This window comes from Nocardioides agariphilus, from assembly GCF_015352445.1.
Taxonomy (GTDB): Bacteria; Actinomycetota; Actinomycetes; order Propionibacteriales; family Nocardioidaceae; genus Nocardioides; species Nocardioides agariphilus.
In genome coordinates this window covers 72,244-87,044 of the sequence record NZ_JADKPO010000020.1, presented here as the reverse complement: position 1 = coordinate 87,044, position 14,801 = coordinate 72,244, and the positions used below count along the sequence as shown (strand labels likewise).

The 14,801-nt window shown below is 71.6% G+C and carries 7 protein-coding genes; 4 read left to right on the top strand and 3 right to left on the bottom strand.

Translation table 11 applies throughout. The features are described from left to right. Nucleotides 1-333 precede the first annotated feature (333 nt). From ISU10_RS15175 to ISU10_RS24175, 3 genes are read right to left on the bottom strand one after another with little or no spacing between them, the layout of a single operon-like run. Nucleotides 334-993, bottom strand: coding sequence for an HNH endonuclease family protein (locus ISU10_RS15175; RefSeq protein ID WP_194697245.1), 660 nt, complete (start codon nucleotides 991-993; stop codon nucleotides 334-336). After that, nucleotides 981-2,453 carry a serine/threonine-protein kinase gene (locus ISU10_RS15170; RefSeq protein WP_194697244.1) on the bottom strand — a complete coding sequence of 491 codons (1,473 nt, stop codon included), beginning with the start codon at nucleotides 2,451-2,453 and terminating at the stop codon, nucleotides 981-983. The genes ISU10_RS15175 and ISU10_RS15170 overlap by 13 nt, the downstream gene beginning before the upstream one ends. A 28-nt stretch (nucleotides 2,454-2,481) precedes the next feature. Continuing rightward, nucleotides 2,482-3,630 carry an FHA domain-containing protein gene (locus tag ISU10_RS24175; RefSeq protein WP_194697243.1) on the bottom strand — a complete coding sequence of 383 codons (1,149 nt, stop codon included), beginning with the start codon at nucleotides 3,628-3,630 and terminating at the stop codon, nucleotides 2,482-2,484. Nucleotides 3,631-3,844: 214 nt separating this feature from the next. Here ISU10_RS24175 and ISU10_RS23875 point away from each other — a divergent pair, with 214 nt between their 5' ends. Genes ISU10_RS23875 through ISU10_RS15145 form a run of 4 tightly spaced genes read left to right on the top strand, consistent with a single transcriptional unit; the run spans nucleotide 3,845 to nucleotide 14,636 of the window. Beyond that, nucleotides 3,845-10,084, top strand: a complete 6,240-nt coding sequence (locus ISU10_RS23875) for an Ig-like domain-containing protein (protein ID WP_194697242.1) — start codon at nucleotides 3,845-3,847, stop codon at nucleotides 10,082-10,084. Nucleotides 10,085-10,106: 22 nt separating this feature from the next. Then, the gene (locus tag ISU10_RS24170) at nucleotides 10,107-11,075 is read left to right on the top strand and encodes an AAA family ATPase (RefSeq protein WP_194697241.1); all 969 of its coding nucleotides are present in this window, start codon (nucleotides 10,107-10,109) and stop codon (nucleotides 11,073-11,075) included. Between the two features lie 40 nt (nucleotides 11,076-11,115). Next, entirely contained in the window at nucleotides 11,116-12,339 is a 1,224-nt protein-coding gene (locus ISU10_RS23870) for a DUF58 domain-containing protein (protein ID WP_194697240.1), read from the top strand. Next, the gene (locus ISU10_RS15145; RefSeq protein ID WP_194697239.1) at nucleotides 12,336-14,636 is read left to right on the top strand and encodes a transglutaminaseTgpA domain-containing protein; all 2,301 of its coding nucleotides are present in this window, start codon (nucleotides 12,336-12,338) and stop codon (nucleotides 14,634-14,636) included. Before ISU10_RS23870 ends, ISU10_RS15145 begins: the two co-directional genes overlap by 4 nt. Nucleotides 14,637-14,801 lie beyond the last annotated feature (165 nt).

The following is a 14,801-nucleotide window of genomic DNA, read 5'->3' as shown; positions in this document are numbered from 1 at the left end:
CCGCCCCCCCGTTGGTTGAGGAAGGCGCGCTAGCGCCTGTCTCGAAACCCCGCGAGTGAACCGCCGACGTCGCGGTCACCTGGTTTCGAGACGGTTGCTGCGCAACCTCCTCAACCAGCGGAGACCGGCGCAACCTCCTCAACCAGCAGAGACCGGCGCAACCTCCTCAACCAGCGACACGGGCGAGCGACTGTCCACTCACCGGGTTTCGAGACGGTTGCTAGCGCACTCCTCAACCAGCGGAGACCGGCGCAACCTCCTCAACCAGCGGAGGCGGCGCAACCTCCTCAACCAGCGGAAGAGCGCGCCCTCCTCAGCCAACGGAGAGGGGCGCTAGCAGCGCGAGGCGACGTCCTGCATCACGTCGGCGTCCGCCTGGGTGATCGAGAGGTCCCAGCGGACCGCCACCTGGAGGTACTTCAGCACGTAGCGGCAGTGGTAGGCCTCGCGCGGGGGCAGCCAGTCAGCCGGGGTCAGGTTGCCCTTGTCCTGGTTGGCCTGACCCCAGGTGGCCACAAGCTCGCGGTCGACGTTGTTGGCGAAGTTGACCCGCCGGTGCTGCGACCAGGCCCACGCTCCGGCGTACCACGCGCGCGAGAGCGGATAGACGTGGTCGATCTGGATCCGGTAGCCGTCTCGCCGCCAGGTCACGTAGCGCCCCGTGTAGGGGTCGCGCATCCGAGCCTGGTAGATCCGGCACTTCGAGCCCCATCGCAGCTCGATGTGGTGCATCTGCTCCAGCAGTACGTCCTGCCGCGTCGTGCAGCCGTTGTGACCGAACCGTGTGGTGTTGTCGTCGGTCCACTCCTCGCCGAAGACGCACGCTCCCGGGTCGCAGTCGCGGTCGTAGCCAGGGTGGTAGGGCGCCGTGGCGGTCACCTCGACCGTCGCGAGCAGCTCACGGATCCGGTCACCGGTCGTGGCTGAGGCGGCCGACGCCGCCGCCGCGGTGAACAGCATGGCCACGATGAGAGCGAACGTCAGTCGACGCATCGGTTCCCCCAGGGCGAGGCGAAGCCGTCGCGGATGAGCCGCACCTGGAGACAGATCCGCTTGTCGGCGAGGACGGTCACGGAGGTGTCGGTGGTGCGTTGTCCCGCGCCGGTGTCGGCGCGGCGCCACTGCCAGGTGTCCCCGGTCGTGGAGGCCTCGGTCGAGGACCAGCGGAACAGCACACCCTGAGTGGTACGCCGGCCGGTGACCTCGGGCGCGACGGTGGGAGCGCCGGGGTCCAGCCCGTTGGGACTGGACTGGGTCGGCGTGGGGGTCTCCAGACCGATCGGCGTCGAGCCGTCGTCGCCCGCGGTGGTGAACAGGACCACGCCCACGACCAGCAGCGCCGCGGCGATCGCCAACAGCCCGAGGGCGCCCCAGCGCTGGCCCGATGTCTGGCCCGATGTCTGGCCCGATGTCTGGCCCGATGTCTGGCCCGATGTCTGGGCCGATGTCGGCGGCTCCTCCTCGGCGGGCGGGGACGCGACGGCGCCCCGAGGTGAGGTGCCGGTGCCCGGGTCGAGCGTCACCGGCTTGACCGCGGTCGCCTCGCCGCTGCTGTGCGCGGAGACGTCCTGCAGGGTCGGCAGGTCGGTCTCCACCGCGATCACGGTGCGGGGGAGGCCGGCTTGCGCCTCGATGCGCTGCAGTGCGCGGGCGACCTCGAGGGCACTGCTCGGCCGGTGCCGGGGATCCTTGGCCAGGCACTGCTGGAGCAGGAGGTCGAGGGCGGGAGGTACGTCGGGGCGCTGGGTGCGCGGGGGGCTGGAGTGCAGGATCCGCGCGGTCAGCGCCCGCGCCGAGTTGTCGCCGCTGGGGATGTGGAAGGGCGAGCGGCCGACGAGCAGGTTCCAGATGGTCGCGCCGAGCGAGTAGACGTCGGTGGCCACGGTGCCGTTGGACCGGCCGTCGAGCAGCTCCGGCGGAGACCAGGGATAGCTGATCCGGACCTCGGAGTCACCATCGGTCTCGTGCAGGCGCGCCGCGATCCCGAAGTCCGACAGCGCGGGCTCGGAGTACGTCGTGACGAGCACGTTGGCCGGCTTGATGTCGCGGTGCAGGATGCCGGAGCGATGCGCGGTCTCGATCGCGCTGGCGAGCTTGATGCCGGTCGCCACCGCCTCGCTGACCGTCATCGGCTTGACCTGGACCCGCTGGCCGAGATCGGGCGGCGGGCAGTAGCGCATCACCAGGTAGGGACGAGAGCCCTCCTCGGGGCTCGTCGTGCCCGCCGTGATGACGCTGACGATGTAGGGATGGTCGGCCAGCTGGGCCATCGCGTCGGCCTCGGTGGCGAACATCGCCTTCTCGCGCTCGGTGAGGGGCACGTCAGGCCGCACCACCTTGATCGCGACCCGCTGGCGCGGCCACTCCTGCTCGTAGAGATAGACATCGGCGAAGCCGCCCTGGCCGATGTGCTGGAGGTAGGTGAACCCCGGTATCTGAGGGGGACCGCTCACGGAACCGCTGGTCGAGGTTGGGGAGACATCACGCGGTGACCTCGTAGACCACGGCGTACTGATCGGCCAGCGAGACCCGGCACCCGGGCTCGAGCACGTGCGGCTCCATGGCCCGCAACCGCTCGGCGCTGCGCCCCGGCATGGTCAGCGTGGTGCCGCCGCGAGACCCGAGGTCACGACAGATCACCAACCAGCCGTCGAGCTCGATCTGCAGGTGCATGCGGGAGACGAAGCTCGCCTCCTGGGGCACCGCCACCAGGTGCGGCATCGGGGCGTGGGGGTTGACCGGCACCGGCTTGCGTCCGAGCACGACCCCGCGATCGAGCGGCACGCTCTCGCCGGTGGGCAGCCGCAGCAGCCCCAGGAGGGGACGTGGTGCGCGCTGGGGATCCTGCCGCGCGATGGCGGTGCCGCACACGCGGCAGGTGGGGGCGTAGGGCGGGTTCACGTGCCCCTGCGGGCAGTACGTCGCCATCACGGTCTCGTGGGTGTGCTCGCGCAGCAGCTCGAACTCGGGCTCGGGCACCGGCTGCGGTGGGCCGTCGGTGCTGCTGGACCGGACCACGGTGTGTGCGTCGACGTCGTGGCCGCCGGGCGGCGGCGCGGGCGGCTCGCGGGTCAGCCCCAGGTCGATCGGGCCGGTCGCGTCGGAGTCGGGGGAGGGGCGGGGGCCGGTGAGGCCGGCCGCGCGGCGAGCCGCCTCGGTGGCCTCGCGGGCAGTCTGACGTGCGCGCACCGGGATGTCGGGGCCGACGGCGGCGAGCACCTCGTCGGGGATCCCGTCGATCAGCCCGGGGTTGGCTGCCTGACCGGCACCCTCGACGGGGATCTCGACCAGCGCTGCCGGCACCACGCCGCCACGGAACGGGAGCCGCCGGCCGGTGGCGGCTGCGGTGGAGTCGGTGCCCAGGCTGAGCATCACGCCGGCCCGGTCGGTGGTGACCTCACCGCTGCCGCGCACGATCTCGCGTCCGGCTCCGATCATCGCCAGCGCAGGCAGCCGGTCGCCGTAATGGCTCTCCAAGACGGCGAGTACCCGGTCGATGTTGGACCCGGCGATCGTGTCGTAGAGCGTGGCCACGAAGGAGTCCTCGGGCATGTCGTCGAGCAGCAACCACCGCTTGTCGGCTCCGAGGAGCAGGCCGGATCCCGCGACGTACCACACGTCAGGCGTCACCCGATTGGCCCCTTTCGCTGTCTAGACAGGCCAGGCTGGGTCACCATTGTCATCCAGGGAGACCCGGTTGTGCGTGATCGGGCCCGACTTTTGCCCCCCGACTTGTGATCGAGAGAGGAACAGCGTGCCGTTCGGGCGCCACCTGCTACGCCGACGCGAGGCCCCCACCTCCGGACCGGGCCTCGCGCGGCGAGCGTCTGTGGTGCCCCGTAACGTGCCCCGCCACCTCCCGGGCGTGGCCTCCTGGGTGGCCCTGCTGGTGGCCGTCAGCGGGGTGGTCGTGTACGCCGTGCAGGCCGACGGCTACCAGGCCCACACCACCGAGCTCAACGACGGCGGCATCTGGGTCACCAGCAACCAGGACGGGTCCTACGGCCGGATCAACAAGCCCATCGGCGAGCTCGACGGCACGGTGTTCTCCCGGCTCGACTCCAACCTCGACATCGTGCAGGACGGCTCGTCGGTCGTGGGCGTCGACCTCTCCGACGCAACGGTGGTGGCGCTCGACCCGTCGCAGATGCGGATGGTCAGTGCCGAGCAGGCCGCCATCCCGACCAGCCCCGCGGTCGGCATGGCAGGCGGCAGCGTCGCCGTGCTGGACACCGAGACCGGACGGCTGTGGGCCGCCACCGAGGACCCGGACGTCGGGGTGCCCAGCCTCAGCTCCCTGTCCGCCCAGAACACCCCTCTGGCCTCCGTGGGGGAGGACGCAGCGCTGGCTGTCGGCCTCGACGGCACCATCCACGCTGTGTCCGCCGCCCAGGGCAAGCTGCTGACGCTGCGCCGCGACGGCGACGTCGGCTTCGCGGGTCCCATGCTCGAGGACCTGCCCGGTCCCGCCTTCAGCGACGCGATCGCGGTGACGGCGGTCGGGGCGACGACGGTGGTGCTCGACTCCGCCTCGGGCCGGGTGTGGGTCGACGGCGGGAGCGAGGCCGAGGTGCCGCAGGGCTCGGTGCTCCAGCAGCCGGGTCCGAGCGCGGCCTTCGTCCTCGTCGGTGCCCGTGACGCGCTCTTGTCGGTCGACCTGGCCTCCGGTGAGGTCACCACGGTGGCTGACGGCGTCGAGGGTGAGCCGGCGCGGCCGGTCAGGCTGGGTGACTGCCGGTACGCCGCGTGGGCCGGCGCGTCCGGTGCGGCGGTGACCGCGTGCGGCGACGCGGGCGCCCGACCCCAGGCCCTCGACACTGCGACCTCCGACCTGGTGTTCCGCACCAACCGCGGGCAGATCGTGCTCAACGACCGCGGGAGCGGACACGTGTGGGACGTCGACTCCAACCAGCCGACCCGGCTCGACAACTGGGATGCCTTCAACCTCCAGGCCGACGACACCGACGAGGACGACGACGACGAGCGGACCGACGAGGGCGACCGCAGGCCGCCGAAGGCGGTGCGCGACAACCTGGGAGCTCGACCCGGCCGGACGACCGTGCTGTACCCGCTCGACAACGACACCGCGCCGTCGGGTCGGCTCCTCGCCATCCGGTCCGTGCGGCCACTGGGCGGTTCGGATGCCCGCCTGGCGATCAGTCCTGACGGACAGACGGTGCAGGTCACCTTGGCGCCCGACGCCGTCGGCGGCACCAGCTTCGAGTACTTCATCGACGACGGGCGGGCCTCGATCTCGGCCCACGCGACCGTGCGGGTGGCGATCTCCCAGGCAGGGAGCAACTCCGACCCCCGTCTGCGCGAGGGCTTCGAGCCGCGGGTGTGGACCGTACCCGCCGGGGGCACCATCGACGTACCGGTCCTGCCCGACTGGCGCGACCCCGAGGACGGCGACCCGGTCTCGACGCTGAGCTCGGAGGTGACCTCGGCACCGACCCCCGCGCTAGCAGCCGCGCAGACACGCATCACCGCGACCGGCGCCGTCCGCTTCCAGGCCCCCGACGAGGGGGGACAGGTGGCCGTCACCTACGCGGTCACCGACGGACTCGGCGACCCCGTGACCGAGGTCCTCGACTTCACTGTGCAGGACCCGAAGGCCAGGGAGCCGGTGCCGCCCACCGCCAACTCCGACGTGATCGCTGGTGAGACCGGCCAGCCGATCACCGTCAAGCCGCTGGCCAACGACCTGCCCGGCGCCGACCCGATCGACCCGGACGCCGTCCTCAAGCTCGCGGGCGACGTGGCGGACGTGCCGGGCGCGGAGGTGACGACCGATCTGGTCAACGGCACGGTCACCTTGCGCTCCGACACGGCACAGACCTACTTCCTGGAGTACCAGGCGGCCTACGGGAGTGCCGACACCGACACCGGCAAGATCCGCGTCGACGTCCGGCCGCCGGCCAACCCGCCCCCGCCGCCGGTCGCCGTCCCCGACGACCTCACGCTCTACGGCCAGGCAGGAGCGGTCGTCGACGTCCTCGCCAACGACGTCGACCCTGCGGGCGGACTGCTGTCGGTCCAGCGCGCCGAGGCGCTCTTCGACAACCAGCTCGACGTGGCCGTCATCGAGGGCCGCTGGCTGCGCATCGCCGCGCGGCAGGGCCAGCTGACCCCCAGCCCGCAGGTGGTCCGCTACACCGTGACCAACGGCCAGCAGTCGGCCGTGGGTCAGGTCGTGGTCAGCCAGCGTCGGACCCCGGCTGACGACGTGCCGGTCACCATGACCGACGACGTCACCGTGCGGGAGGGGTCCTCGCAGGCCATCTCGGTGCTCGACAACGACTTCAGTCCCTCGGGCGGCACGTTGACCCTGGTCGGGGGCTCCGGCGGCATCGGTGCGGACGTTCCCGCGGGCCAGCTCGACGTACGCGCCCAGGGCAGCAGCGTGGTCGACACCGGCGCGGCCTTCGTATCGGGGCGCACCGTCCGCTACGTCGCCCCGACCGGCTTGGAGGGGCCGCAGCGGTTTCTCATCCGCTACCAGGTGGCCAACGAGCAGGGCGACACCGCCACCGGACGGGTCCGTGCGCTGGTGCTGCCGGTCGACCCGGCGACCAACCACCCGCCCGAGCCGCAGGTGCTGGAGGGCCGGACGGTGTCGGGCGAGCCGGTGAAGCTGCGTCTGCCCGGGTACGGCGTCGACCCCGATGGCGATGCCGTGACGATCCTGGCCCTCGACTCGGCTCCCACGAAGGGTCGCGTGACCCGGATCGGGGCCAACTCGATCGACTACACGGCCTACCCGGGCAGCGCCGGAACCGACGAGTTCACCTATCGCATCACCGACTCGCTGGGCGCTACCTCGACCGGGACCGTCCGGGTCGTCATCGCCCCCCCGGGCCCGCCCCAGCCCCCGCTCGCGATCGCCGACTCGCTGACGGTCGCACCCGGCCGGACCGCCTTGGCCGACGTGCTGGCCAACGACCTCGTCGCGCCCGGGAGTCGCATCTCGCTCGAGCTGGTCGACCCACCGGCCGGGGTGCGACTGGTCTCCGGGACCGGACCGGTCCAGGTGGATCCGGAGGTCACGGCTTCCCTCGGCGAGGGCCGCGCCCTCGAGGTCGTCTACCGGATGACCGACGGCCTGGCCAGCACCCAGTCCACGCTCACCGTGCGCACGCGCAAGGGCTTCAACAACCCGCCCGTGGTCTCGGACGCCTTCGGCACCGCCGGCGACGGCACCTCGATCACCGTCGACGTGCTGTCGGCCGCCGAGGAGCCACGAGACGGGGTGGCCGCGTCGGGGTCGACGAGCGGCGCCTACGACCCGGACGGCCCCGCTGAGGACCTCGTGGTCAGCGGGGTCTACGCGCCGCCGGGCGTCGTCGCCAGCATCGACGGCGCGGAGGTCACCGTCGAGCGCGGTGCGCAGCCGATGGTCGTGCCGTTCCGGGTGGAGGACCGCGACGGCGGTTCGGCGACGGCATCCCTCTACGTGCCCCCTGCCGACACCAACCTCCCGGTCGTGGATCCCGACGCACTGATCACCGTCAGACCCGGACAGCGGCGCGAGCTCGACCTGGCCGACTTCGTCACCAACCCCTCGGGCGGCCCGCTGCACCTGACCCTCAAGAGTCGGGTGTGGGCCTCGCCCGGCCCGGCGGTCCAGGCCGAGGTGCTCGACGAGGAGCGGTTCGCGGTGACGGCCGGGCCGAAGTACGAGGGTCCGGGGGCCGTCGTCGTCGAGGTGACGACCGGGACGTCCGTCGACGACCCCGATGCCGCTCGGTCGATCGTGTCGATCCCGGTGCTGGTGGGTGAGTCGCGACCCATCCTGCGCTGCCCCGAGCAGCCCATCGAGGTGCCGCAGGCCGGATTCGTGCGCCTCGACCTCGGCGCGGTCTGCCACGTCTGGACGCCCTCGGAGTCCGACGAGGCGACGTTGACCTGGTCGGCGGAGTTCGCCGAGGAGTCGCCGGTGGGGCTCACCGCAGAGGTCTTCGACCGTGGCGTCGTGGAGATCGACGCCTCCGGCGCGACGCGACCGGGCGAGCGGGGGACCCTGCGCGTCGCCGCGGGCAACAGCCTTCCGGGGGCGATCACGATCCGCGTCGTCCGCACCCCGCCGCCCTCGCTGGCACCGATCCGGATCACCTCCATCCGGGCGGGGGAGACCCAGACGATCAACCTGGCGCCCTACCTCATCCCCGGAGTGGTCGACCCCGTGCCGACCGTGGTCAATGCCCGCCAGCTCTCCGGGCTCGACGTCCAGATCACCTCGTCGGGGTCCTCGGTCACGATCGCCACGGGAGCAGACACGCACGGCCGGGCGGTGTTCCGGGTGGTGATGAGCGACGTCGCCGGTAGGTCGGGTCCTGGTCGTCGGGTGGAGGGCCGGATCGTGCTCCAGGTGCTGGGTGCGCCCGAGGTGCCGTCGACGCCGGTCCCCAGCAAGGAGATCCTCGACTCTCGCGTCGCACTCGACTGGCGTGCGCCCCAGGCCAACGGCGCCCCGATCGACTACTACGAGGTGAGGGCCCAACCCGGCGGACGGACCCAGCGCTGCGCGGCCACCTCCTGCGTGGTCACCGGCCTCACCAACCTGACGGAGTACCGCTTCCGGGTCCGCGCCCACAATGCCGTCGGCTACTCCGGCTGGAGCGGGCTCTCGGGCCCAGCGACGCCCGACGTCGAGATCTCGCTGGGCGGCACGATCCGGCTGGTCGAGGCCGGCGACGGTTTCCTGCGGATCGCCTGGAAGCCCCTGGAGACCAAGGGCGGTGGGCACGCGACCTACACCGTGAGCTGGCAAGGCGGCCAGCAGAACGTCACCGAGGCCACGGCCACGATCCGCGGACTCGACAACCACCGGACCTACGTGTTCACGGTGCGTCCGCGCAACGCGTTCGGGGTCAGCCTGACCTCGGCGCCGTTCCAGCCTGTCGGCACCCCGCAAACCCCCGCACCCCCCACGCTCACCGACCAGGAGACCGCGGGGTCGGCGGGTGCGGTCTCGCTCACCTGGCCGCGGGTCGACGCCAACGGACCCGAGCCCGTCCGCTACACCGTCTACCGCGACAACCGGAAGATCGCCGCATGCAACGGCATCAAAACCCCCAACTGCGACAGCGCCAACATGGTCTACGACGGCCACGTCTACAGCTTCGCGGTGATGGCGACCAACGCTGGCGGCAAGTCCTCACCCATCGGCCCGGAGACCCAGTGGCGGGCAACCGGCAAGCCGGTGTCGTGGGGCAGCTGGCAGCTCAGCGCTACGGGGCAGAACAACCAGGCGCGCGCGAAGTTCACGGTGCCGTCCTCACGAGGTGCTGAGTCGTTGGTGCGCATCTACGTCGACGGGGTCCGGGTGCGGCAGCTGCAGGGACTCGGTGACCAGTCGGAGACCTTCGACGTGCCCGACAACCTCTCGGCCCACGACGTCTATCTCGAGGTGTGCAACGAAGGCGGCGCCTGCACCCAGTCGTCGACCAAGTCCGTCCAGACCTACGGGCCGCTGAACCAAGGTCAGATCCACGACGTCCGCGCCAATGTGAACGTCCGGTCGATCTCCTGGACCATCGAGGTCGACAGCAACGGCGACCCGGCCGTGCTCCACGTGACCAGCGACCAGGGTCGCGACGAGCAGTTCAACCTCCCGATCGGCGTCACCACCGTGACCACGCAGACCCTCGAGCTCGACTACGACCAGACCGAGAACGTCACGGTCACGCTCGTCGACCGCGACCCCGACCGGGGCCCGGCGTCGGTCAACGCCTCGGCCACGACCGAGCGCCGGCCGCCGGCGACCGTGGCCGGATCGCGAGGTGCCTCCTGCAGCGACGACCCCGGCGCCGGCCTCCCGGCCTGCACCTCTGCGGACGCCGGGGCAGGCGGACCCGGCTGCACGTCGTCGGCGTGTGCATTCGTCCACCTCAAGCTCGGGGGCTGGCGCCTCGACGTGCCGGGCACGGCAGTGTTCTGCTCGGTCGAGAACGGCCCCTCGCGTCCCTACGACCCCCTCGCCGACCAGGACACGATCGACTTCTACGGCAACCCGGGCGGCACCGTGAGCATCGACTGCTTCAACGCGCTCGGCCAGACAGCCCAGACCCAGTTCACCTGGTGAACCCCCGCAGAAAGAGCCCCACGTGACGATCTCCCAGCAACAGGCCGACTGGTTCAAGAAGACCTTCGACCAGCTCACCGCCAACATGGAGCAGGCGGTCCTCGGCAAGCGCCGCGTCGTACGTCTCGCGCTGACCTGCCTCCTCTCGGAGGGCCACATCCTGCTGGAGGACTACCCCGGCACCGGCAAGACGATGCTGGCGCGCGCGCTGGCCAACACCATCCAGGGCAGCCATGCCCGCATCCAGTTCACGCCGGACCTGCTGCCCTCCGACGTGACGGGCGTGACCGTCTACGACCAGCACAAGGGCACCTTCGAGTTCCACCCCGGACCGATCTTCCACACCATCGTGCTGGCCGACGAGATCAACCGGGCCTCGCCCAAGACGCAGTCGGCGCTCCTGGAGGTGATGGAGGAGAACCGCGTGACGGTCGACGGCGTGGCGCACGCGGTCGGCCGGCCCTTCCTGGTCATCGCGACGCAGAACCCCATCGAGCAGGCCGGCACCTATCGTCTTCCGGAGGCGCAGCTCGACCGGTTCCTGATGAAGACCGGCGTGGGCTACCCCGACCGCGCCGCGACCGTCGAGCTACTGGTCAACGCGAAGGTCCGCGACCGAGCCTCGCTGGTCAACCCCGTCATCACCTCGGCCACGATCGGTCAGATGAGCGGCCTGGCCGACGACGTGTACGTCGACCCCGCCGTGCTCACCTATGTCGCCGAGCTGGCCGAGGAGTCGCGCCGCCAGCCCCACGTGCGGCTGGGTCTGTCGGCCCGTGGCTGCCTGGCGCTGGTGCGGGTCGCGAAGACCTGGGCGGCCGCCGACGGCCGCGACCACGTGCTGCCCGATGACGTCAAGGAGCTCGCGGAGCCGGTGCTGTGCCACCGGCTGCTGCTTGATGCCGAGGCGCAGTTCAGCGGCGTGACGGTCGAGGCCGTGATCGCCCGCCTGCTCGACAACGTCGCGCCTCCCACCGACCGGGTGGCCTGAGGTAGATGGCCTGAGAGAGAAGACCTGAGAGACGAACCCCGTGAACAGCCAGCCCCTCCCGTGGACCCGGCCTCGCCGGGCACTGGACCGACTCCTGGTCCGGCGCATGGGGATCGTCAACCCCGTCGGGTGGACGGTGCTGGCGGCCGGTGTGGTGCTGGCGGTGGCGGCCGCCTTGACCGACTGGCGCGAGGTCGCCGTGCTTGCGGCCGCGTGCCTGCTGGTCTTCGCGCTGGCCCTGCCGTTCCTCCTCGGTCGCACCAACGTCCGCGTGGACGTGGTGCTCCAGCCCGAGCGCGTGGCTGCCGGCGACTCGGTGGCCGCGAGCGTCCGGGTCCGCAACATCGCCACCCACGGACTGCTGCCGACCGTCCTCGAGCTCGGCGTGGGCTCGATGGTGCACCGCTACGGGGTGCCCCGGCTGGGGCCCGACGAAGCCCATGAGGAGAGCTTCACGATCCGCACCGAGCGCCGCGGCGTGATCCCCGTCGGCCCGGCCACCACCCGACGCGGCGACCCGCTCGGCATGCTCTCGCGCGACGTCGAGTGGACCGATGTCGTCGAGATCCTGGTCCGCCCGCCCATGGTCCCGCTCGACTCCCTCGGCGCAGGGCTGCTCCGCGACCTCGAGGGCGTGGCCATCGATGCCGTCTCCCAGAGCGACCTGGCCTTCCACACGCTGCGCGAGTACGTCCCCGGCGACGACCTGCGCCACGTGCACTGGCGGTCGTCGGCCAAGGTGATGTCGTCCACCGCTGCGAGTCGCCTGCTGGTGCGCCAGTACCTCGACACGCGTCGTAGCCATGTCGCCCTCGTCGTCGACGACCGTCCATCGGTCTGGGCCGACGCGCGGGACTTCGAGACCGCGATGTCGGTCTCCGCGTCGATCATCGTCCGGGCCACCCTCGACGAGTTCGACACCTCCTTCGTCTGCGGCACCCGGGCCTCCTCCGGCCTGACGGGTCATCTCGCTCTCGACTCGGTGTGCCGGGCTGACTTCGGTGACGTCGGCCTGGTCGCCTCTGCTCACCGTGCCGCGGTGGTCGCCCCGGACACCAGCCTGCTGTTCCTGGTCAGCGGGGGAGCGGTCGACTTCGACGACTTCCAGCGGTCACTGACCGCGTTCCCGCCGCAGGTACGCCGCTTCGCGCTCATCGTCGACCCCTCCAAGCCGAGCCGCATCACCGAGACCGGCGGTCTCGTCGTCGTCCGGGTCGCCGACGTCGACGACCTGGCGGGCCTGCTCAGGTGGTCGCGGCCATGAGGCTCCTCCGCAGACTGACGCTCAGCCAGGCCCGCCAGGTCGGCATCGACGCCGTGCTCCTCCTGGCGCTGATCGCGACGGCCCTGGTCGGCCTCGCCTCGACGTACACCGAGAGCGAGTTCTGGTGGATCGGGATGGCGGGCGCCCTGCTCGCCGTGCTGACCACCACCGTCGTCTCCGTGGTGCTGCGCTGGCCGAGCGTGGTCGCCGCCCTCGGCGTCGTGGCGTGGTACTTCCTTCTCGGTCCCGTGCTCTGCCTGCGTGGGCAGGACGCTGCGACGCCTGGTCCGCGCAGCTGGGAGATGCTCGTCCACGAGGCGCTGCACGGCTGGAAGGACCTGCTCACCACCTTGCCGCCCGTCGACGGGGAGTCACGACTGCTCGTGCTGCCCTGGCTGCTGGGGCTGGTCACCGGCCTGCTGGGCGCCGTGCTCGCGCTCGTGCGCTCGCGCCGGATGGCCATCGCTGCGCCACTGCCGCTCCTGCCGCCGCTGGCTCTGCTGGCAGTGGTCATCTTGTTGGGGGTCGACCGTCCCGAGGCGCTGTGGCTGCAGGGCACGGTCTTCGCCGTCCTCGCACTGGCCTGGCTCGCACTTCGGCACACGCGCACCGTGTCGACGTTCACCACCCCGCGCAACGTCCGCGGACGGCTGCTGCGGCTGGGGACCGGAGCCACCTTGGTAGCGGTGGCGGGCATGCTCGCCCTGCCCATCGGGACCTGGGCCTCGGGGGACGACGCCCAACGCGTCATCCTGCGCGACCACGTCGAGCCGCCGTTCGACGTCGGGCAGTACCCCTCGCCGCTGGCCTCCTTCCGTAGGTACGTCGAGCTGCCGGCCGGCGAGCACAGTCCCCTCAACCTCCACGACACGACGCTGTTCACCATCGAGGGGGTGCCCACCGGCAGCCGGGTGCGGCTGGCGGTGCTGGACCGCTACGACGGTGTGGTGTGGGGCGCCAGCAACAACTCCCAGCCCGGCGTCGCCAACGACACCTACCAGCGGGTCTCGCGGGTCATCGACAACCCGGTGGCGGGTCGACCCGTCGACGCTCGCGTGACCATCGGGCCGGGCTGGAGCGGCGTGTGGCTCCCGACGCTGGGCGCGCTCCAGTCGATCGACTTCCTCGACGACGACAGCCAGCGCCTGGCGGAGTCGTTCCGCTACAACCTGGCCACCTCGTCGGCCGTCGTACCTGCCGGGGTGCTGCCAGGCGACGTCTACGTCTTCACCGCGGTCAGCCCCGAGGACGACCTCACACCCGAGACCGCGACCTCCACCAACGTCGGCGAGGCCGCCGACGCGGCCAGCTTCCTCGACACCCAGGCCGTGCAGTGGTCCGAGGGCGAGCGGCAGCCGATGCGCCGGGTGTACGCCATCGCGCGGCACCTGAAGTCCGACGGGCGCTACTCCGACGGGGTGACCGAGAGCGAGCGGATCTACCACGCGGGCCACAACCGCTACCGGCTCACCGACGACACCGGTGGGGTCAACTCCCCGTTCGTGGTCGGCAACGACGAGCAGTACGCCGCGCTGATGGCCCTGCTGGCCAACCGGATCGGGGTGCCGGCGCGTGTCGTGCTCGGTGCCGTCGTACCTGGTGGAGGTGTCGTGACCGGCGCCGACGTGCATGCGTGGGTGGAGATCCAGGTCGCCGATGGCTCCTGGCGCACGCTCTCGACGGACCTGTTCATGGACGAGGACGCACCGGCCGAGCAGCAGACGACCCGCAAGCAGCAGCTCAGCGGCAGCGTGGTGCCTCCGCCGGCGCCGATCCCGCCGCCGTCGAGCTCTCGCGACCAGAACGACACCGAGATGAAGATCCGCAAGAGCCGCTCGACCACCGGCCACCTCGACCCGGACGTGAGTGGCTCGGTCGCGCTGTGGCTGAGCCGGCTGATCCGCTACGTCGTCGTGCCCGTGCTGGCCCTCACGATCTTGTTGTCCTCGGTCGTGGTGGCCAAGCTCGTGCGCCGCCGCCGGCGGCGCACGCGGGCGAAGGTCTCCGCGCGCTTCGTGGGGGCCTGGCGCGAGCTGGTCGACCACGCCCGCGACCTCGGGCAGCCGGTCCCCGTCGGCTCGGGGATCACCCGACGCGAGCAGGCCTTCCAGATCGTCTCGCCCGGGGCCCGGTCGCTGGCCCACCAGGCCGACAGCCACGTCTTCGGCCCCCGGCTGCCCCGCCCCGGCGACGCCGAGACGTACTGGCAGCAGGTCGACCGGGAGCGCGAAACCATGTCCGCCTCCGTCTCCCGCTGGAAGCGCCTGCGCGCCGCGTTGAGCCTGACGACCTTCTGAGGCGCTGCGCGTTTTCGCCGGCGCTGCACCGCCCGGCGCCGGATTGGGGGTTTTCCGGACCTCAGGGCTAGACTGGCGTGTCGGCCCAACGTGGGTCGTGCTTCGTCGTGCCTCGCGGCTGTCCGAGCGCCTCCGACCTCTCAGAACCCGAGAGACCGGCATGCG